At 43.3% G+C, this 19,299-nt stretch carries 20 protein-coding genes; 18 read left to right on the top strand and 2 right to left on the bottom strand.

Annotated features, from left to right (window positions below; translation table 11 throughout):
- Nucleotides 1-101: 101 nt before the first annotated feature.
- Together JQC92_RS16180 and JQC92_RS16175 are read right to left on the bottom strand one after the other, a co-directional pair.
- Nucleotides 102-341, bottom strand: a complete 240-nt coding sequence (locus tag JQC92_RS16180) for an acyl-CoA thioesterase (protein WP_205000615.1) — start codon at nucleotides 339-341, stop codon at nucleotides 102-104.
- A gap of 20 nt (nucleotides 342-361) precedes the next feature.
- Nucleotides 362-1,012, bottom strand: coding sequence for a hypothetical protein (locus JQC92_RS16175; RefSeq protein ID WP_205000614.1), 651 nt, complete (start codon nucleotides 1,010-1,012; stop codon nucleotides 362-364).
- A 180-nt stretch (nucleotides 1,013-1,192) separates the two neighbouring features.
- On the opposite strand from JQC92_RS16175, the gene JQC92_RS16170 reads away from it, so the two are divergent.
- The 18 genes from JQC92_RS16170 to JQC92_RS16085 all read left to right on the top strand — a co-directional run bounded on the left by JQC92_RS16170 (nucleotide 1,193) and on the right by JQC92_RS16085 (nucleotide 19,050).
- Nucleotides 1,193-1,462 (top strand): hypothetical protein, encoded by a 270-nt coding sequence (locus JQC92_RS16170; RefSeq protein ID WP_205000613.1) that lies wholly within the window; start codon nucleotides 1,193-1,195, stop codon nucleotides 1,460-1,462.
- A gap of 201 nt (nucleotides 1,463-1,663) precedes the next feature.
- On the top strand, nucleotides 1,664-2,002 hold the full coding sequence (locus tag JQC92_RS16165) for a TrbC/VirB2 family protein (RefSeq protein WP_239480600.1): 339 nt from the start codon (nucleotides 1,664-1,666) through the stop codon (nucleotides 2,000-2,002).
- Between the two features lie 6 nt (nucleotides 2,003-2,008).
- The gene (locus JQC92_RS16160; RefSeq protein WP_205000611.1) at nucleotides 2,009-2,350 is read left to right on the top strand and encodes a VirB3 family type IV secretion system protein; all 342 of its coding nucleotides are present in this window, start codon (nucleotides 2,009-2,011) and stop codon (nucleotides 2,348-2,350) included.
- Nucleotides 2,347-4,812, top strand: coding sequence for a VirB4 family type IV secretion/conjugal transfer ATPase (locus tag JQC92_RS16155; RefSeq protein WP_205000610.1), 2,466 nt, complete (start codon nucleotides 2,347-2,349; stop codon nucleotides 4,810-4,812). Before JQC92_RS16160 ends, JQC92_RS16155 begins: the two co-directional genes overlap by 4 nt.
- Nucleotides 4,809-5,525 (top strand): type IV secretion system protein, encoded by a 717-nt coding sequence (locus JQC92_RS16150; RefSeq protein ID WP_205000609.1) that lies wholly within the window; start codon nucleotides 4,809-4,811, stop codon nucleotides 5,523-5,525. Before JQC92_RS16155 ends, JQC92_RS16150 begins: the two co-directional genes overlap by 4 nt.
- A 141-nt stretch (nucleotides 5,526-5,666) precedes the next feature.
- A complete protein-coding gene (locus JQC92_RS16145; RefSeq protein ID WP_205000608.1) occupies nucleotides 5,667-5,924 on the top strand; it encodes an EexN family lipoprotein in 258 nt (85 codons plus the stop codon).
- Nucleotides 5,925-6,193: 269 nt separating this feature from the next.
- Nucleotides 6,194-7,210: a TrbL/VirB6 family protein gene (locus tag JQC92_RS16140; protein WP_205000607.1), complete on the top strand. Its 1,017-nt coding sequence runs from the start codon at nucleotides 6,194-6,196 to the stop codon at nucleotides 7,208-7,210.
- The gene (locus tag JQC92_RS16135; RefSeq protein WP_205000606.1) at nucleotides 7,207-7,371 is read left to right on the top strand and encodes a hypothetical protein; all 165 of its coding nucleotides are present in this window, start codon (nucleotides 7,207-7,209) and stop codon (nucleotides 7,369-7,371) included. The genes JQC92_RS16140 and JQC92_RS16135 overlap by 4 nt, the downstream gene beginning before the upstream one ends.
- Entirely contained in the window at nucleotides 7,361-8,077 is a 717-nt protein-coding gene (locus tag JQC92_RS16130) for a VirB8 family type IV secretion system protein (RefSeq protein WP_205000605.1), read from the top strand. Before JQC92_RS16135 ends, JQC92_RS16130 begins: the two co-directional genes overlap by 11 nt.
- Nucleotides 8,078-9,007 (top strand): P-type conjugative transfer protein VirB9, encoded by a 930-nt coding sequence (gene virB9 / locus JQC92_RS16125; RefSeq protein WP_205000604.1) that lies wholly within the window; start codon nucleotides 8,078-8,080, stop codon nucleotides 9,005-9,007.
- Nucleotides 9,007-10,128 carry a type IV secretion system protein VirB10 gene (virB10, locus tag JQC92_RS16120; RefSeq protein ID WP_205000603.1) on the top strand — a complete coding sequence of 374 codons (1,122 nt, stop codon included), beginning with the start codon at nucleotides 9,007-9,009 and terminating at the stop codon, nucleotides 10,126-10,128. The genes virB9 and virB10 overlap by 1 nt, the downstream gene beginning before the upstream one ends.
- The gene (virB11, locus tag JQC92_RS16115; RefSeq protein WP_205000602.1) at nucleotides 10,106-11,107 is read left to right on the top strand and encodes a P-type DNA transfer ATPase VirB11; all 1,002 of its coding nucleotides are present in this window, start codon (nucleotides 10,106-10,108) and stop codon (nucleotides 11,105-11,107) included. Before virB10 ends, virB11 begins: the two co-directional genes overlap by 23 nt.
- A complete protein-coding gene (locus JQC92_RS16110; RefSeq protein WP_205000601.1) occupies nucleotides 11,097-12,926 on the top strand; it encodes a type IV secretory system conjugative DNA transfer family protein in 1,830 nt (609 codons plus the stop codon). The genes virB11 and JQC92_RS16110 overlap by 11 nt, the downstream gene beginning before the upstream one ends.
- Nucleotides 12,919-14,787 (top strand): LPD7 domain-containing protein, encoded by a 1,869-nt coding sequence (locus JQC92_RS16105; protein WP_205000600.1) that lies wholly within the window; start codon nucleotides 12,919-12,921, stop codon nucleotides 14,785-14,787. The genes JQC92_RS16110 and JQC92_RS16105 overlap by 8 nt, the downstream gene beginning before the upstream one ends.
- Nucleotides 14,765-14,962: a hypothetical protein gene (locus JQC92_RS16100; RefSeq protein WP_239480599.1), complete on the top strand. Its 198-nt coding sequence runs from the start codon at nucleotides 14,765-14,767 to the stop codon at nucleotides 14,960-14,962. Before JQC92_RS16105 ends, JQC92_RS16100 begins: the two co-directional genes overlap by 23 nt.
- Entirely contained in the window at nucleotides 14,955-15,938 is a 984-nt protein-coding gene (locus tag JQC92_RS16095; protein WP_205000599.1) for an ArdC family protein, read from the top strand. Before JQC92_RS16100 ends, JQC92_RS16095 begins: the two co-directional genes overlap by 8 nt.
- Nucleotides 15,939-16,276: 338 nt before the next feature.
- Nucleotides 16,277-18,118: a methyltransferase domain-containing protein gene (locus JQC92_RS16090; protein WP_205000598.1), complete on the top strand. Its 1,842-nt coding sequence runs from the start codon at nucleotides 16,277-16,279 to the stop codon at nucleotides 18,116-18,118.
- Complete coding sequence (locus JQC92_RS16085) at nucleotides 18,112-19,050, top strand: ABC-three component system protein (protein WP_239480598.1); 939 nt, start codon at nucleotides 18,112-18,114, stop codon at nucleotides 19,048-19,050. Before JQC92_RS16090 ends, JQC92_RS16085 begins: the two co-directional genes overlap by 7 nt.
- Nucleotides 19,051-19,299: the final 249 nt, after the last annotated feature.

The raw sequence follows: 19,299 nt of genomic DNA, 5'->3' as shown, positions 1-19,299 counted from the left end.
ATAGCAGGTTGGGAAACGATTTGGGAAGGTTGGGATACCCTTCAATCTTATGTCGTTGGATATAGGATGGCGAAAGAAATGCTAGCTGACGGAGAAATGCACTAAGATCTGATCAAGAGACAGTCATTAAAGTGTGCCTCACCTCGATAATCTATCTCTAATCTTCTAACGATTGCACCAATACCGTGGATGTCTCTTTCGTCAATATTATTTCTTTTGAAATAGAGAATTTTGGTTTGATGTAATAACGAAGCCAGCGCAGCATGACCTAAATGGTCACCATAATTAACTTCAGAAATTCGGACTGGCAGGTCAATAGAGAAAGGTGTTGAGTCAGACATAGTAAAGCTCCAGTTGTTAATTAAAAGGGGCAACGGCTACAACTTCGATGCCAAATAACTTGAGCAATCCTTTGAATGTGGCAATCCATTACAAAAGCATTTTCTACTTTGGTTTCAAGATTTGTACTATATAGGTTGAATCGTTCTTGGTTGTCTTGGCTTAACCTTCTAAGTAGAGTAATTCCGGAATCTAGTGTCACAATACAGTTACTGCCAATAAGCTTTTCTGCTTGAGAGCTGCTTCGAACACTTCCAGCGACATAATCACCTAATTCATAGTAAGGCTGCATAGAATCATCCCTAACTAGATAAACAATTGATGAAGGGTTATTTGACTCAAAGAACATCACTTCTTTTAAAATTCTTTCATCTTCTTGCCAGCTCTCGGCTTCAGAGGCATTGATTCTAGGAGTGAGTCCCTCTCCGTAAAGTAACCATTCTACTGAGCAGTTAAGACCGAGCTTTTTAAGTGCCAGAAGTAATTTATTTGCGCCCTTATTGGTTAGATGATTTTTTCCAGACTCCCATGATTGCAAAGTGTTAGCTGAAATTCCTGTTTGTATCTCAAACCCTTTTCGGCTTAAGCCCAATTGCATTCTTACGCTCTTAATTCGTGCCGCAACAGAATTAAAACTCGATGTGGCAGAGTAAGTTGGTGCAGAATCAAGCATAAATAAAACCTAAGATTCGGATGGCAGTTTAAATAACATACTTAATTTTGAGGTTAAGATCTCATAAAAATATAAAATAAGGTTATTCAATTTAAATCTAAACCAAATATTTAAGTATTTTTTCTTAATGGTAATATCAATTTTTAATGTTGTACTCTGACGTTAGCAGGAGATACCTTTATGGACTCTAAGTTAAAGAAAGGTACGGATAGTGCTCAGAATTCAGAGCTTGGCCAATATCGATATTTTTTATCATCGATCTCCAAGCTAGCAAGCGGCGAAGTTTGTTTCACATTTACTGATAAATTAGTTGATGAAGAGTTAAAAATTAGTCTCAGCCAAATTAAAGAATACAAAGATATCTTAAATAACTGCCACCCTTTTAACGTCTTTGATATTGGTTTTATGTGCGGTATTCAATCCACATACCTTCCTGTGCTTCTGTCCTAGCTTTTCTTGCTTTAAAAAATCTGGCTTTATAGGGAGCACCTCGCTCTTTACTTCTAGTTGCTATATTTAATACCAAAATAAAATTTCCATATAAATTCATATGAGACTATTTTGAAACCATAAATGGGATAAATAATGTACTTGGAGTGTTGGTAATCTTTCAATCTCTTTAGGAGAGACACAATGAAAGTAAGTAAGGCATTGAACCGTTTTCCCAAATACGTTCATCGATATTATCGACACTGCGTTAAACATCTTGCCCTCAAGTCGCTACTGCCTACCTTCGCTTTGGTATTAATACTGACACTCGTTCCAGAACTCGCCTTTGCCAACCCTATTACCGAGGGTGTGGATTGGGTGATGGATTTGCTGACGAACGGCATAGCCCGAAGTGCGGCGGTGATTGGTATAGCGATTTTGGGATACTTAGCGTGGTTTGGTCGCATTACCGGTGAAACCTGCGGTAAATACATTGCGGGTATAGTGTTAGTGTTCGGTGGCACCACTATTGTCGATATGATCATCTCTGCGGTGAAATAGAGGTTGATGATGAATACTTTTGAAGTAAATCGACATGATCCTCTATTTGTTGCCGTCACTCGCCCTGCGATGAAATGGGGGGTCACCTTAGATGCCATTATTGTCGCTAGTGCGTTCGTAGCTGTGCTGATGATAGCCAGCAAAAATCCGTTAACTCTACTGCTTTACCTTCCCATTCACGGCGTGATGTATGTGTTGTGTCTGCGTGATCCAAGATTACTTCGGCTGATGTTGCTATGGCTAAAAACCAAAGCGAAATCGATAGCGTGGCGTCAGCTTGGCGCTGCTACGGCTTGCCCTTATCGTAATACTCGTAGCCGCAATTTCATCTTGAGGAACGGTTTATGAATAAGTCAGTTCCCAAGCATATCTGGCAGGGTGAAAACGAAGCGGCTGAGTTTATTCCCTATCAAACTCATGTTGATGAATACACCATTAAAACTCACAGTGGCGATTACCTACAAAGCATCCGTTTGCAAGGTGTCGCCCACGAATCAGTAGCACCAGAGCAGGTATTACTGTGGAAAGAACAGCTGAATTTGTTGCTGCGAAATATTGCCAGCCCTGATGTTTGTATTTGGACGCACTTGGTTCGCAGAGAGCACAAAGTTTTTCCGCAAGGCGAGTTCAAGTGTCAGTTCGATAAACAGCTTAATGACAAATATGCCGCTCAAGTTTGCCAAAGTCAGTTGATGATTAATGAGCTGTATCTAACGGTGATTTATCGTGGTAACAGTTCGGCAATGTCTGCTTGGTTTGCCAGTCCGAGAAAGCTGACTCAACAGGCTGTAATCGCAGAATTAAAGCAAGCGATTAATAAACTTAATGACGTAGTCGCAACTGTTATGGCGTCCATGCAGGCTTATCAACCTCAGCGCCTAGGTACTTATTTTGAAAACGGTATTTTCTATTTTGAATTGCTGACGTTTCTGGATTATTTAGTGAATGGTGAGTGGCAAGCCAGAGCACTACCCAAAGCCAATATTTCACATTCAATGATGAGAGCTCGTCCTTTGTATGGTGGCGACACTTTTGCATTAAAGGGTATTACGCAAACCCGTTTTGGATCTTGCTTGGGGATCTGGGAGTACCCTGAGCGGACGGAAGCGGGTTTGCTTAATGCTCTATTGTCAGCACCTTTTGAGCTGGTGCTAACGCAAAGCTTTCAGTTTCTATCTAAACCCGTATCAACAGAATTACTGCAACGCCAACAAAAACGTCTACATACCACTGGAGACTTTGCCCATTCGCAAATCGATGCCATTGATTTGGGGCTGGATGATATTACCTCTAATCGGATTGTGTATGGTGAGCATCACTTGGTGTTAACCGTACTCACTGATTCAAAAGCGCAATTAGAAAAGCATCTGTCACAGCTCAAATCTGAGTTGGCTGATATGGCCGTCATTCCCGTTCGAGAAAGTACCGCTCTTGCTGCAGCGTTCTGGTCGCAATTACCTACCAACAGTCAATATCGCCCACGTCCTGCGCCGATATCCTCTAAAAACTTTGCTGGATTTTGTAGCTTTCATAATTATCCATCAGGGCAAATGGTAGGCAATCAATGGGGCGCAGCCGTGACCATGTTCAAATCAGCTTCAGGCTCGCCTTACTACTTTAACTTTCACGAAACTAACATTCACACGAGCAACTTGCTTGAACACAGGAGGAACAATAGCAATCCAAGTCGCAATCACTCTAAGGAAACCACGCTCAAGGATGAGCACCATGCACTAGGCAATACCTTAATTATTGGTGCATCGGGTAGCGGTAAGACCGTGCTGCAAGGATTCTTAATTTCGCAAAGTAAGAAGTTTGAGCCAACCCAAATCATCTTTGATAAAGACCGTGGTTTAGAGGTTTATGTGCGAGCTTGTGATGGTTTGTACCTGCCATTACAAATGGGTAAGTCGACAGGGGTTAATCCGTTTCAGTTATCGAATACACCCGCAAACAAACTGTTTCTAACTCAACTTATCAGTAAATTATGCGGTGATAATCTCACTCACATTCAGCAGCAAGAAATCGCTAATGCAGTGAATGGTGTGATGAGCCTTGAACAGCAAGATAGACGATTAAGCCGTTGTCTGGAATTTCTCGATCCCGTTGATAATGACGGTTGCTATTCCAAACTGCAAAAATGGTGTCAGGGCGGTGAATTAGCTTGGGTATTGGATAATGAATTTGATGAGTTATACCTCGACAACCAAACTTTGCTGGCCTTTGATGTCACGGAGTTTTTAGAGACTCCTGAAATCCGTACGCCGATTGTCATGTATCTGTTTCATCGAATTGAAAGCTTGATTGATGGTCGCAGACTGCAAATCATCATGGATGAATTCTGGAAGCTACTTGCAGATGAGTACTTTGAAGATCTCGCCAATAACAAACAAAAGACCATCCGTAAGCAAAACGGGATTATGATTTACGGCACTCAATCAGCCCGTGATGTACTGAATTCACCGATTGCGCATTCATTAATCGAGCAATGCGCCACGCTCATTTTAATGCCAAACCCCAAAGCCAGACGTGAAGATTACGTCGATGGCCTGCATCTTACTGAACGTGAATTTGAGCTGATTAAAACGGAACTGCAACCCAATTCACGCCAGTTTATCGTTAAACAAGGCCAATCCAGCTCGGTTAATACGCTTGACTTGAATGGCTTTGATGAGGAGTTGGCTGTGATCTCTGGAACCACTGACAAAGTGGCGTTGATGACGAACCTAATTGAGCAAGTAGGTGATCAATCGAATGCTTGGTTGCCGCTTTATTTTGATGCTTTACGAGATAAGCGAGGTAAAGGATGATCAGGTTCCTTTCGTTCGTCACTCCTGCATGTAGTAAGCAGAAGTCCAGCGCCTTTTTCTTTTTTAAAGCTTTAAAGTCACTGGGTACCCGTTTTCACGGGTACGACGGCTTAATACTGCTTTTCGTATTTGTGTCAATTTCAGCGAAATCTTTTCCTGTCATTGATGCCGCTAACTTGCATCAAAACATCATTCAAGTGAAACACATGCTTGAGGAAATCAATACCCTCAAACAGCAGGTTCAAACGGCCAAGTCGCAGCTCAATAGTATTAATGGTGTGCGTGGAATGGCGAATAGCATTGATTCGGTTTATGACATCAGCGTCAAAGTTGATCCTAATCTGACGTTAAACAAGCAAGGCATACATAACAGCGATTGGCTCAGACTTGGTGGTGATGTCGCAGGTTTATACGATGACGTTAATCGCTATCGAGGTCGTTGGTTTGGGCAAACTCAAGTGTCATTACAGCAAACTCAAGCTCGCTATCAGCAACTCATGAGGCTGATTGAAAAGATCAATCAAGCACCACAACAAAAAGACATTGAGGATTTGCAAGCTCGGATAAATGCCGAGGGCGTAATGCTGCAAAACGAACAAGCCAAGCTGCAATTACTTAATGCCCAAGCGCAGGCCAATGATGCGTTAACGCAACAAAAAATTACCCAAATGGCGATTGAGTCTGCGGGCGAACTAAAGCCGATTGATTGGTAATGATTTTGCCGTCATGCCAAGCGAAGGCTGGCATCCAGCGCCTTTTGTTTAAAGTTTCTGAAAGACACTGGGTTCCCGTTTTCACGGGAACGACAAGAAGCATCGAGCGTAAACAGGACAAAGACAAAAAGAGGTATCTGCATGAAAACATCAACACTGATCTTACTTTCTATCGCCGCAATCACCGTGACCGCTTGCTCTAAACCTGAGCAGAAAGTCGAACAGGGACACAAGGTATCTTGGTTTCTTAAGCATAACGACATTTTAGATCAGACCTTAAAGCTCTGTAGCGATGATCCCGCTAAATATAACAAAGAACCTGATTGCATCAATGCGCTACATGCTGCTAATCAACGCTCGGCGGGTGAGCTGCATCCCATTGATTGGGGAAAGGAGTAGAATCCCCGTGCTCAGTGATAGTTCAATACTTCAGCGAGAATTAATTGTCATTAAGGCAAGGCGTTTTCTCGCAGTAATAGACATCTATTTCAAGAGGAAGCAACGCTGGATGAATGACAATTAAACTCGCACTTCGTGGATGCTTCAGCACTGATTTTTCTGTGTTGTAAAAGCTTGAATTAGCCCACTAGTTCTTCACTTTTACGCCTTGAAAAATAAACGCTGAAACATCCTGAAACTTTAACTATCACCGAGTACGGGGATTGAGTATGGCCGCTAAAAGTAATCTGTATCAGGGCATCTTCGATTTAGTTGATAAGGCACTGCACAACTATGTGCAGCAAGGCTCTGAGCGCTTGATTCATTTCTTGGTACCACTGTTTTCCAGCTTGATGATCATCTGGCTGGCGATATGGGGTTACGCCTTGATGACTGGCCGCAGTGAAGCACCACTGCAAGAAGGCTTTTATCGAATCTTGCGCATAGGTTTTATTTTGGCGTTGGGATTAACCGTTGGCCGTTACAACCAAACCGTTGTTACTTTTTTAAGTGATACCCCACAAACTCTCGCTTCGATTGTGTCAGGCGGTCATTCCATGGATGCGGCGCATTTGCTGGATCAGCTATTCAGTCAGGTGTTTGCGCTTGCCGATAATGCGTGGAAACAAGGTGGAGTGATGAACGGTAACTTCGGCATGTACTTTATTGCCGTAGCGGTATTACTGATTGGCAGCTGCTTAACTTTGTTGGTGGCGTTCTTTATTCTGTTGAGCAAAGTAATGGTCAGTATCTTACTGGCAATCGGCCCTGCTTTTTTTGTCCTCTTATTATTCCAAGCGACACAGCGCTTCTTCGAAAGTTGGCTCGGCATGGTGCTCAACTTCGGTTTTGTGTTGTTACTGGGCGTGACATCGGGGCAATTAATGGTGTCAGTCGCAAACAGTTACCTTCATAAAATTAGTGCAAATCATGCTTCACTGACCACGCTTAGCGACAGCTCGATGCTCTGTATTGTATTGGGTTTGTGCATTTTAGTAATGAAACAAATTCCAGCCATGGCCTCGGCATTAGGTGGTGGGGTCGCAATTGCCGCAAACGGAGCGATTGCCAATAGCCTGCACTCTTTACGGCCAACCACACTCAGGCATCAATATCGCACCCTAAGACGAGACATGAACTATACCGGTCAAGCGTTAGCGGCACCGGTTAAGCCGTTAGGTATTGGTTATCAGGCGTATCAAAAACGCTTTGGTGGTAACAGCATTTCGGGGAGAACGCATCAATGAGGAACAGCATCAGTAAAGCCCTAATGGTTATTGCTTGTTTATTGTTAACCCATTGCGCCAGTGCGCCCAAACCGCCGCATTGTCATAATGATGGTAAAGGGTTAAAACCCGTTAATCATGCGCCTGTTAAACTGAAACCGATAAGGCAGCATGATGAATGATAAGGCGCTGCTTAAGCAGTATTTCGATGAAGCCAGAGGCTGGGATACTGAGCTGAGCGTTCGGATCAAACAATCAGAAAAAAGAGCGTGGCGCTGCTGTTTGTTATTTACCTTAATTGCAGTGTTACAAGGCGTCGGTCTAGTTTGTTTGCTACCACTTAAAACCATCGAACCATTTGTTATTCGAGTCGACAACAACTCAGGCTTAGTGGATGTGGTGTCTACTTTAACCGCTCATGGCAAGGTTAAACAGCAGGCTCAGGAAGTGTTGGATAAATATTGGCTGGCACAATATGTTCGCCATCGTGAAGATTATCAGTGGGAAACTCGGAGTTACGACCGCAAATTAGTTGGTTTGATGTCGGCTGATGATGTTCAGCAAGATTTTGCGCTACAAACTGACCCAAAAACCAACCCGCAAGCTCCCATCTCCATTTATGGTCAACAAGCTCAGGTGGTAACTCAAGTTAACGCCATCAGCTTTATCGCTAAAGACAAAGTGAATACTGAGCAGCGAGTCACGGCGCAGGTTCGCTACGCTAAACAAATAAAACTAGTGGGTGAAACCCATCCACTCACGCATTGGGTAGCGACCATTACCTTTGAGTATCGCGATGCACCGATGGCATTGCAAGACCGTCAATTAAATCCACTCGGCTTTCAGGTGTTGAGTTATCGCAACGATCAAGCAACGGGAGGGGATTAGATGCAATGCTTTTCTTGCTCTATACCTCGTCGTACTCGTGAAAACGGGTGCCCAGTGCCTTTTGCTGTGCTCAAAAACATAAGTCGCTGGATACCCATTTTCATGGGTATGACAGCAATGTGTATTTGTACGGAGGCTTTCGCCCTAGAAACCCCTCATTCAGGTCATTTCGATAGGCGAGTCAAACACATCAATTACAATCCACAGCAAGTGGTGAAGTTGGTCGGGCATTATGGCTTTTCCACTGATATTGAGTTTGGGCAACACGAAACTATTACTCAGGTTGCTATGGGTGATACCGATGCATGGGCAATCACTCCCGTTGCTAACCATATTTTCATCAAGCCTAAAGCACAAAAAGCCGTGACCAATATGACGGTGCTGACTGACTCAAATAAAGGTAGCCACGTTTATAATTTTGAACTCAGTGCGCATTGGTCACAACACGGTGCTCATCCCAGACCCAACGATATGATGTTTCAGGTGCAGTTTTTATATCCGCTGCAACTCAAAGATTCACAACGGAAAAAACAGCAACGTCATCAACTCAGTCAACGACTTTATTCCGTTCAGGCACCCAAGGTGGCAAACCAAAATTACTTCTATAAAGGCGATGCAGAGTTGCTGCCTGTTTCTGTGTTTGATGACGGCCGATTCACTTACATTACCTTTAATGGCAAACAAGATTTTCCTGCAGTTTATACGGTTGGTAGTGATGATAAAGAATCTCTGGTGAACTCCAATATTAATCCTGCATTTCCCTACACCATTATCGTTCAGCGCATTGCTAAACAACTGGTATTTCGCCAAGGCAACAAGGTGTTGTGTTTGTTTAATCGCTCGTTTGGCTCAGAGCAAGCCGCTGATTACTCGACCAGTAATATCTCAAAAGTGAAGCGACAGCTGAAAGTTCTAAAAGCAGATAAATAATGGACGCCAATTCAACGCACAATCAAGGAACTGAACCCGAAACCTTGGAAGATTTACCGCAGCTGGGAGCGTCGATTTCCCGCAGGCCGAAATTCAACAAAGGTGTGTTGCTTATATTGGCATTGGGTGTTGTCGGGTTATTGGTGGTCATCAATGGTGGCTTTACTCATGGTGAGGCGCAGCAGAAATTTAATCATCATTACACCATTGCTGACCATTTAGGCAAACCACCTGAGTTACCTAAAGCTTCGAGCAACACAAAAAGCAATAATACGGACACAGCAAAGCCTGACATATTACACACGGGTAACATAACCACTGAGCCGCACTATTCGGTTCTGGGTCATGCCAATAAAACACCACTGACACCGCAGCAGCGTAAACAATCGGATGCTTTACTGGCATTTAGCCTGCCTCGGATGAACAAAACTGCCGATGTTCAAAGTCAGCAAGCTCGGCATCAAAATCTTCAGCAAGCGTCTGAACTGCAACAAAAGCTGCAACCAACCAAGTTATCAGGCAGTTTAGCCAGTCGTATTGTTGATCCGAACTTATTCATCACCAAAGGTGCGTTTCTGGACTGCATCTTAGAAACGGCCATCAGCTCCGATGTACCAGGCATGACCCGTTGCCAACTCAGTAGAGATATCTACTCCACTAACGGCAAAGTGCTGTTGCTAGAAAAAGGCAGCCACATTGTCGGCCAATATCAAGGTGGCTTACAGCAAGGTGTGGCTCGTATCTTTGTGTTGTGGGATCGCATTGAAACGCCCAACGGCGTCATTATCGATTTAGATTCTTCAGGAACCGATGCCTTGGGGCGTAGCGGACACAGTGGCTTCATCGATGGTCATTTTAAACAGCGTTTCGGCAGCGCCATGTTACTCAGTCTGATTGGTGATGTTGGCCAGTACGCCGCAAACAAAGCCAACAGCGGTAACAAAAATCAAATTCAGTTCGGCAACACCATTGGCGGTACAAAAGATTTAGCTTCCATCGCATTGCAAGACTCCATCGGTATTAAGCCAACTTTACTCAAAAATCAGGGTGAGCACATCAATGTGTTCGTGGCTCGTGATTTGGATTTTAGGAGTGTCTATGACTTGCAGCTTGCCCAATGATGGTCGAAGTTTAGCGTTAATGGCTTATCTTAAAATGTTAGATAAATTTTTAACGATGGAGTCAGTCACTGAGGTTGTGATAAATCAGCCAAAACAAGTGATGACTGAAACAGCGCAGGGTTGGCAACAACATAAGCTAGAGGCGTTAACGTTTGATTACTGTCAGCACTTAGCCAAGCTCATTGCTACGTACTCCGGTCAAAAACTGGATTCCAGTCATCCGATATTGTCGGCGACCTTGCCCAATGGTGAGCGAGTTCAAATCGCAATACCGCCAGTCACCTTATCAGGACGTATCAGCTTTACCATCCGTAAACCCGCTGAGGTGTGCTTTAGCTTAGAAGAATATCAGCAACAAGGTTACTTCAGCCAATGCCACTTATCTGAAACCAAATACAATGATGATTTAGCCAAGATTAAACAGCAAGGCGATATCAAAGCTTTTCTCGAACAAGCTATTGCAGAGCGTAAAAACATCATTGTTTCAGGAGCGACAGGCTCAGGAAAAACCACCTTCTTTCGTTCTTTATTGGAGTTAGTACCTAAGCACGAACGCTTAATCTCGATTGAAAATGTCGATGAGTTGCAGCTTCACCGTTCTCACACCAATAGTGTCAGCTTATTTTATTCCGCAGGGCAACAAGGTATTGCGCCAATAACTCAAAAACAGCTATTAGAAGCGAGTTTGCGGATGAAACCCGACCGTGTGTTTGTCGCTGAATTAATCCGTGGCGATGAAGCATTTTACTTTCTGCGCAACATCAACTCAGGGCATCCGGGCAGTATCACCACCATGCACGCTGGCAGCCCACAACTGGCATTAGAGCAATTGGTGCTGATGTTAAAAGAATCGCAAGCAGGAAGTTCACTTTCCAGAGCAGACATTAAACAATTGCTGCATCTGTGTGTGGATGTGATTGTGCAAATAAAAAATATCAACGGTAAACGGTTCGTGAGTGAGGTTTATTATGAAAAGTAGCCCGCTGAACCAATGGCACTACTTGCTCCTAATTACCATCGGTTTATTACTCAGCCTGTGGCTTAGCAGCGCCATTTATCTGTATTTTGCACATCTTAACTATCACCAAGCCACGCCCTTTACTGTGTTCAAGTACGGTTATTATTACGGACACGACAGCAAAACCCAATTTTGGTTAACGCTTGCAGTAGCCTTTGGGTTTGCCCCTTTTTCATTATTAATAGCCGCAAGGTTTAAACCCAGGAAACAACCGCTTTATGGTGCCGCAAAATTCGCTACTCAAAAGGAAATTCAACAAGCAGGGCTGTTAAGTGATAAAGGCATCGTTGTCGGTAAACAAAAGCAATTATTCAAACAGCGGTATCTGCAATTTGCAGGGCAGCAGCATGTATTGATGTCGGCACCGACTCGCAGCGGCAAAGGTGTTGGTGTGGTCATCCCTAATCTGCTGACTTGGCAAGATTCGGTCGTAGTACTGGACATCAAGCAAGAAAACTGGAAAATGAGCGCCGGCTTTCGGCAGGCTCATGGTCAGCAATGTTTCCTTCTCAACCTTGCGCCACGAGACTATCGAAGCCATCGCTGGAACCCGCTGCATTACATTTCTGACGACCCCAGTTTTCGCATCAACGATATTCAGAAAATCGGCCAGATGCTGTTCCCCAATATCGACAGCGAATCTCCTGTTTGGCAAGCCTCATCACGCTCACTGTGGCTTGGCTTAGTGCTGTATCTCATCGAAACACCACCTTTGCCTGTGACTATGGGCGAAGTGTTGCGATTGCTGACGCAAGGTGATGAATATCTGGCGCAGCAATTGGAAATGCGCTTGGATTCTGACTTTGGTTTATCTAGTCAATGCTTTCTATCCCTCAAAGAATATCTTGATACACCAGATCGCACCCGAGGCTCAATTCGCAAAAGTTTCACCTCTGCATTAGAGCTGTTTTACAATCCTGTGATTGATGCGGTCACTTCCGAAAATGACTTTGATTTACGGCAATTGCGTCAACAGAAAATCTCCATCTATGTCGGGGTAACACCTGATGATTTAACCAGACTGGCGCCACTGATTAACCTGTTTTTCCAGCAACTGATTGATCTCAATACCCGTGAATTACCCGAGCACAATCCACAACTGAAATACCAAGTGCTGCTATTGATGGATGAATTTGCTGCTATCGGTAAAGTGTCCATTTTAAGCCGAGGCATCAGTTACATCGCAGGTTATGGTTTACGGCTGTTGACCATCATTCAATCATCATCCCAGCTTAGAGAAATTTACGGCCACGATGGATCTGAAACCTTGATGGATAACCATGCGCTGCAAATCGTATTTGCACCAAAAAATCCTAAAGTGGCGAGAGAGATCTCAGACAGCCTAGGCACAGTAACCATTCGCAATCGTAGCCGCAGTCGTCAGTTGTCGGGTAAAGGCGGTAAAAGTGAGAGTGTGAGCGATCATGGTCGAGCCTTAGTGCTGCCTCAAGAACTTATGCAAATGGGTGCCGACAATGCCATTTTATTGTTGGAAAACAGCCCACCTGTTCAGTGCCAAAAACTGCGTTGGTATCAAGAACCATCATTAAAGGAACGTGGTAATCATTCTGATCACGCACCTTGGGCAGTACCCATCATTCCACAGGTGATCCCTCGTCAGCACAAGATCCACATTAACCATTTTGGCTGCGCCGATGAAGACGACAGCCATCAACGCAATGCAGAAACCAATAGCATAGAACCAGAACCTGCAAAGCCAGTGATGAATGAGCTGGTTGCCAATTTCAAACAGGTTGTAGGAGATGAATACGATGAGTAATGACACACTCAAGCACAAAACCTACCTCGCCGTAGGCTACGACGAACGGGCGCAAGCACAGCAAGAAATTGGACGCCTGAATAATGGTGTAGCGGGGATCAGTTTTGATGGCGAGCAAGGGCTATGGTATGCCAAAGCTGGCGTCGATAAACACAAAGTTGCCCCTTGGTTGCCCGATCCTACCTTGTTAAGTCAGCATCAAGATAGCAACCCAGTCGTGGAATTTGCAAACGTGTTGGAGAGTGCGGGCTTAGTCTTAAAGGAGCCACCAATCATGGATGGAAAAATGCATCGAGTATCTACTCTCGATGATAAACAGGGCAAAAAAAGTGGTGTCTATGCGCTGTATAATGACGGACATCCTGCTGGTTGGTATCAAGATCATCGCAATCACAGTGAACCACAAAAATGGCATGCCAGTTTTGAACAAGCCGACCCTCTGACTCGCTTACACCAAAAAGCGCACATGGCCAATCTTCGTTGGCAGCGAGAACAAAAGCTCACCGCAAAACAGCAACATCACGCCGAACGCTGTGCTCAGGCTTATGGTTTAATGCCAGCGGCGAATCCGCAACAAGGCTATCTGAAGAAGAAAGGCGTGCAAGCTTACGCTGGCGTTTGTCAGGATAAAAAAGGGCATTTAGTGATCCCGCTGTATGACACTGAACAACAGATCCATAGTTTGCAGCGCATCAGCGGCAATGGTTTTAAATGCCTCAAGAAAGGCGCACAAAAATCCGGTCATTTTTTCGTGGTGGGAGATAGACCACTCAATGTCAATGAGCCTATCTTATACGCTGAAGGTTACGCCACAGCTGCGAGTATTGCCGAGGCGACTGGTCGAAGTGTGGTGATGACCGTTGATGCGGGCAACATACCCAAAGTCGCAGAGAAATTGAATGCGGCTTATCCCAAAGCGAGGCATTTATTTTTAGCCGATAACGACCACAGCAATCAAATCAATAAAGGCATGCAAAAAGCCAGAGAAGCTGCGAATCTGGTCGGTGGATTTTGGCTTACGCCAAACTTATCAGCCGAAGAGATGGAACATGGGCTCACCGATTTTAACGACCTCCACGTAACCAGCAGCATTGAGCGAGTCAAAAAACAAATCGAAAACCATCTCGACAAGTGCTGGCCAGAAATCAAATACCAACGACCTGAACGACTATTACCCGCATTAAACAGCGTGATGCCAGATTCAATCAAAACTCAATCTGTAAATAACAAAGCTGTTGAGCGAGTTGCCCCAAGTGAACAGTCTGAAACAGCTGCAACTACGAAAACCGCACAGCTTCAACATCAGCAATCCCATGAGCCAGCAAAGCCAGATGAAAAGCCACTTTTACCTGCGCAGCTTCCAAGCCGCTACACCTTCATCAATGGCAAAGGCTATTTCGCATCAAGACCCAGCGCAGTGGCGTTTATCGATAAAGGCAACAAGCTGCAAACTCGACTGGAACAAAGCAAAGTGGTGATGGATTTAATCACAATTGCAGAACATCGTGGCTGGCACAATATCAAACTCAAAGGCAGTCAAAATTTTAAACGTGAAGCTTGGTATCAAGCCAAACTTAAAGGCTTGGAAGTAACAGGTTATCAGCCCCAATCACAAGACCATCAACGTCTGGCACTGCAACTGGCTAAGAGTCAAAAGCAACAGGCTCAGCAACTTGTCTCACCAATAGTTAATAAGTCGATAAATACTAAACCATCGATTCAAACTAAAACCAATGTTACTCAAACTGCCCAATCAGCATTAGAACGATTTAAGCAGCGATTTTCGCAACCTAATACCATCTCAAAATCACGAGTATCTACAAAAAAGGAAGCCCAATATGAACAGCAACTTGAACGATAAATTAATGGCGCTAAACATCCCTGGCTCAATCATCGAAATAACCCAAGCCGAAGCTGAAGAGCTAGGCGCTTTTGAAGAAAATGCCTTAACTGAATACGAAGCGCTGGAAGCTAATGAATCTGAAGTTATTGATGACGACAATGATGTTAACGAGAATGAGGTGAGCCATGGCTGACAACAAACTGCCTTACCATGAACAAATCGCCAATAAACTCATCGAGCAATTAAAAGCAGGTACAGCGCCATGGCAAAAACCGTGGCAAGCAGGAGAACCAAGAATGCCGCACAACCCAATCAGCGGCACTCGTTACAAAGGCTCCAACGCTATTTGGCTTGCCATGCAATGCCGAGACGATCCCCGCTGGATGACCTACAAACAAGCCAAAGGTATTGATGCCCAAGTACAAAAAGGACAACACGGCACTCTCGTACAATACTGGAAGCTGTTCGACCAAATCGATAAAAAAGACGATAATGGAAAAAAGATTCTAGGTGCTGATGGTAAGCCGATAAAAGTGACCATTAAGCTGGATAAACCAAGAGTATTCTCCGCCGTTGTATTTAACGCTGAGCAAATTGAAGGTTTACCAGAACTCGAAGTAAAAACACTCCCCGAATGGCAACGCCACGAACGGGCTGAAAAGATACTGCAAAATTCAGGCGTACCGATACATCATGACCAAATCGATAATGCCTATTATTGTCCTGCCACTGACGATATACACCTACCAGCAAAATCACAATTTAATTCCAGAGATTCATATTTTGCGACCGTTCTCCATGAGCTATCGCATTCGAGCGGTGCCAGTCACAGACTCAACAGAGACATGACTGGCCGCTTCGGTGATGAATCTTACGCCAAAGAAGAACTACGAGCCGAAATCGGCTCACTCATGCTCGGCGACGAACTGCAAATCGGTCATGAGTTTGGGCAACACGCAGCTTATGTAGACCATTGGGTTAAAGTGCTTCAGGATGATCCCAAAGAAATATTACGGGCGTCGAGGGATGCTGAGAAAATCCAGAATTATGTAATGGGATTTGAAAATGAACATCTTAAGCCCCGAACTACACAGACAAAAGCTTATCCGCTAATGATCTATGAGAAACAAAATACTCCTATTCGCAATGAATTTGAAAGTGAACTTTAATAAATATTTCTGTCTTCATAACTATGTTGTTTTAATGGGAAATAGCATGCTTATTTAATGATTTAAAACACCATCTGACTACTTTGTCAGCAGTTAACGAGCTGAGCAGTAAACTCTTATTGTTTGATTAATAGTCGAATGGTATTTTGTAAAATTGGATCGAGTTAAAATATTCTCAAAAATTCATGTGTTAGTTTTACTCTATCCGTTTTCGTTATTCCGCCGAAGAAAAAACTTAGACGCAGTATGTTTTATAAAAATAAATAACAATAAAAATAAATAACAATGAAAAACATGGATGAATGATTTGTGGAAACAGATGTACTTAGGGTTTTGAAGTGAAACCTCTATTTTATAACGAGAACGCAAAAGAACTTGCACGGCAATACCTTTCAAAGACATTTGATGAGGTACACCAAAGCTGGTCTCAATTTCTACCATCCATAATTAAAAACCCAAATGCGCGCATTTTAGACCTAGGAGCAGGTTCGGGTCGTGACTCAAAATACTTCGCTGAATTAGCCGAAAAAACTCATAACTCAAACAACGGTTCAGATAAAAGTTCAGGTAATGGTACCGACAACAATATTCAAGTTTTTGCAGTCGAACCTGCGAAAGCACTTTCGACTATTGGCCAGAACACCACCCAAGGCTTAAACGTAAAATGGCTGGAGGATTCTTTACCAGCATTAAGCGAAGTAACAAAGCAAGAAGTCAGCTTTGATTTAATACTGCTCAGTGCGGTATGGATGCATATTCCACCCAGTGATCGCACTCGCTCAATTCGTAAATTGGCCAATTTGCTCAAGCCCGGTGGCATATTGGTTATTTCACTTCGTCACGGACAAACCGACGAAGAATGCAAACAGCGTAAAATGCATGTTGTTTGTGCGGACGAACTTAAAAGTTTGGCGACGGACGTAGGGCTAGTCACCAAGCTCGAAACACCAAAAGAAGAAGACAAGCTAGGGCGAAATCATGTGTCGTGGCAGACTGTCGTTTTGCAAATGCCTGACGATGGTACTGGCGCATTTCCGTTTATTCGCCATGTTGCCCTTAATGATGGTAAATCAGCTACCCATAAGCTTGCTTTGTTAAGAGTGTTACTGCGAATTGCAGACGGACATCCAGGAGCAGTGCTTCGTCGGGAATCATCATCTTTTGGTGGCAAGAACGGTGACAGAGTCATTTTACCTGTAGGGTTAGTGGCGCTTTATTGGTGCCATCAATACAAAGACTTAATCGATACACATCAGTTATATCAATCTCCAAATAAAAGTCCAAACATGGGTTTTATGAAACCTGACGGTTGGCATAAGTTAACTCATCGCACAGCTTCTGATTACCGAATTGGCAACTTGTTTACTGGTGATGATGCAGTAGCGCTGCACAAAACCATTACCGCAGCGGTTCGAAATATAAAAGAAATGCCCTGTAAATACATCACGCTACCCAATAGTGATAAAACGGTGTTTGAAGTGGCAAGTAAGCCTGTTAAAGCTAAAAGTAGTATATTTCTTGACTTACAAACCCTTGAGCAGTGGGGCGAGTTTTCGCTTCCTGAATCCACATGGTTGGCGTTCAACCGTTATGCCTGTTGGATAGAACCTGTGCTTGTCAGTGAGTGGGTAAAAACCATGGCAGGTTATTCAGGTAATGCCGAATACGCATCAGCGGAGAAGCAATATCAGTTATACCAAGCCTTAAACTGGCTTGAGCCTAAACGCACAACTACTGAAGTTCGCAATCGGTTTGATGAGTTAAAACAACAGCTACCAAGCGATGAGCAAGTCCGCTGCGTATGGTCAGAAAAATCATTAAGCAAATCCTACGATATTGATCACAGTATGCCGTTTGCTCGCTGGCCGAATAATGATTTATGGAACCTGCTGCCAACAGATTCACAAATTAATAATCAAAAAAGCGACAGGCTACCAACCGAACACAAATTGAAAGCTGCAAAAAACAGAATTCAACACTGGTGGAAACAAGCGTGGCTTGAACCGTCAGATCAAAATGCATCAACAATTTCTGCAACAACGAACCAACGCTTTTTTGCGGAGGCAAATATTGCGCTACCGGGTTTAAGTTCGGATAACGAATCAGTAGATGATTTGTTTGAAGCATTGGTGATGCAGCGTGGACGATTGAAAGATATGCAGCAGTTGAGAGAATGGTGATTAAAGGAGAAAAAATATCCATGGATGATATTTCGAGAGCCTGGTATGGGGTTCATATTGAACTAGCTCTGCTAAAAAAAAATGAGCAAGAATATGAAGATTTCTTTTGTAAAGTGATGAAGCTGAAATACTCTGATAATTTTCAATTAATTAAAGCTGCTGGTAGGGATGGCGATGGTAAAGCTGATGGCTATTTAATACCCGAAAAGTGTGTTTATCAATCATATGCACCTAGTTCAGGTTTTAATAAAAGTAAGTTACTTAATAAAATCGAGGGCGATTTTAAAGGAGCTAAAGAAAAGTGGGGGAATCGGTTAGATAAGTGGGTTTTCTTACACAATAGCCAAGAGGGACTACCAAAATACGGATTAGATCTAATCTTAGAATTAAGGGATCTAAATCCAACAATTGAAATCACACCTCCTTGGGGACCGAGTGAAGTTAAAGAACTTATACTTTCTTTAACTGATGTACAATTATTCGAATTGTTTGGCCCAGCTCCCACTCAACAAGATATCGTTTCTTTGACTCACGAACCTATAAAAACATTATTTAGAGCAATGTCTGGAAAGGTAGCTAAAAAGATAGATATTGGCCCTGTATCAGTCGATAAGCTTGAGTTTAATAAACTTTCTGATGACGTTGAAGTACTGTTAACAGCCGGGAGGCGAAAAGAAAAGTTAGTAGAAGACTTGTTACTGAACTGGCCAGATCCCGAATATGGAGAAAATTTGGCAGAATCATTTAGAAATAAATATAAATTATTATCACTGGAAATGACTTCGCCTGACAAAGTGTTTGCAGGATTACGATCATTTTCTGGAGGTGAAAGTGATGATATATCAGCACAGGTTTCATCACTTGCTGTACTGAGTTATTTTTTTGAACGGTGTGATATTTTTGAAAATGCACCTGAGGGTTGGAGAGTATGATTTTACCAACGAAACATTTGTCTCCAGAAAGATCCATTATATCTGTTTCTTCGGAAATTTTTGAACTAGTTGGTAGGCGCTCTACGGTAAGTTCAATATGGACTAATTTACAGGAAAAGCATAAATCCTGTCTCTTGATCAGATCTTAGTGCATTTCTCCGTCAGCTAGCATTTCTTTCGCCATCCTATATCCAACGACATAAGATTGAAGGGTATCCCAACCTTCCCAAATCGTTTCCCAACCTGCTA

Source organism: Parashewanella hymeniacidonis, from assembly GCF_016900895.1.
In the GTDB taxonomy this organism is placed as follows: Bacteria; Pseudomonadota; Gammaproteobacteria; order Enterobacterales; family Shewanellaceae; genus Parashewanella; species Parashewanella hymeniacidonis.
Note: the sequence above shows the minus strand (reverse complement) of the source record. Positions and strands in the feature narration are given on the sequence as shown.

Excerpts from the sequence above, each read along its gene's own strand:
- virB10 (WP_205000603.1), top strand. The coding sequence starts at position 9,007 with ATGGACGCCAATTCAACGCACAATCAAGGAACTGAACCCGAAACCTTG.
- JQC92_RS16095 (WP_205000599.1), top strand. The coding sequence starts at position 14,955 with ATGGCTGACAACAAACTGCCTTACCATGAACAAATCGCCAATAAACTC.
- JQC92_RS16150 (WP_205000609.1), top strand. The coding sequence starts at position 4,809 with ATGATCAGGTTCCTTTCGTTCGTCACTCCTGCATGTAGTAAGCAGAAG.
- JQC92_RS16170 (WP_205000613.1), top strand. The coding sequence starts at position 1,193 with ATGGACTCTAAGTTAAAGAAAGGTACGGATAGTGCTCAGAATTCAGAG.
- JQC92_RS16140 (WP_205000607.1), top strand. The coding sequence starts at position 6,194 with ATGGCCGCTAAAAGTAATCTGTATCAGGGCATCTTCGATTTAGTTGAT.
- JQC92_RS16160 (WP_205000611.1), top strand. The coding sequence starts at position 2,009 with ATGATGAATACTTTTGAAGTAAATCGACATGATCCTCTATTTGTTGCC.
- JQC92_RS16130 (WP_205000605.1), top strand. The coding sequence starts at position 7,361 with ATGATGAATGATAAGGCGCTGCTTAAGCAGTATTTCGATGAAGCCAGA.
- JQC92_RS16110 (WP_205000601.1), top strand. The coding sequence starts at position 11,097 with ATGAAAAGTAGCCCGCTGAACCAATGGCACTACTTGCTCCTAATTACC.
- JQC92_RS16155 (WP_205000610.1), top strand. The coding sequence starts at position 2,347 with ATGAATAAGTCAGTTCCCAAGCATATCTGGCAGGGTGAAAACGAAGCG.
- virB11 (WP_205000602.1), top strand. The coding sequence starts at position 10,106 with ATGACTTGCAGCTTGCCCAATGATGGTCGAAGTTTAGCGTTAATGGCT.
- JQC92_RS16085 (WP_239480598.1), top strand. The coding sequence starts at position 18,112 with ATGGTGATTAAAGGAGAAAAAATATCCATGGATGATATTTCGAGAGCC.
- JQC92_RS16180 (WP_205000615.1), bottom strand. The coding sequence starts at position 341 with ATGTCTGACTCAACACCTTTCTCTATTGACCTGCCAGTCCGAATTTCT.
- JQC92_RS16100 (WP_239480599.1), top strand. The coding sequence starts at position 14,765 with ATGAACAGCAACTTGAACGATAAATTAATGGCGCTAAACATCCCTGGC.
- JQC92_RS16105 (WP_205000600.1), top strand. The coding sequence starts at position 12,919 with ATGAGTAATGACACACTCAAGCACAAAACCTACCTCGCCGTAGGCTAC.
- JQC92_RS16175 (WP_205000614.1), bottom strand. The coding sequence starts at position 1,012 with ATGCTTGATTCTGCACCAACTTACTCTGCCACATCGAGTTTTAATTCT.
- JQC92_RS16145 (WP_205000608.1), top strand. The coding sequence starts at position 5,667 with ATGAAAACATCAACACTGATCTTACTTTCTATCGCCGCAATCACCGTG.
- virB9 (WP_205000604.1), top strand. The coding sequence starts at position 8,078 with ATGCAATGCTTTTCTTGCTCTATACCTCGTCGTACTCGTGAAAACGGG.
- JQC92_RS16135 (WP_205000606.1), top strand. The coding sequence starts at position 7,207 with ATGAGGAACAGCATCAGTAAAGCCCTAATGGTTATTGCTTGTTTATTG.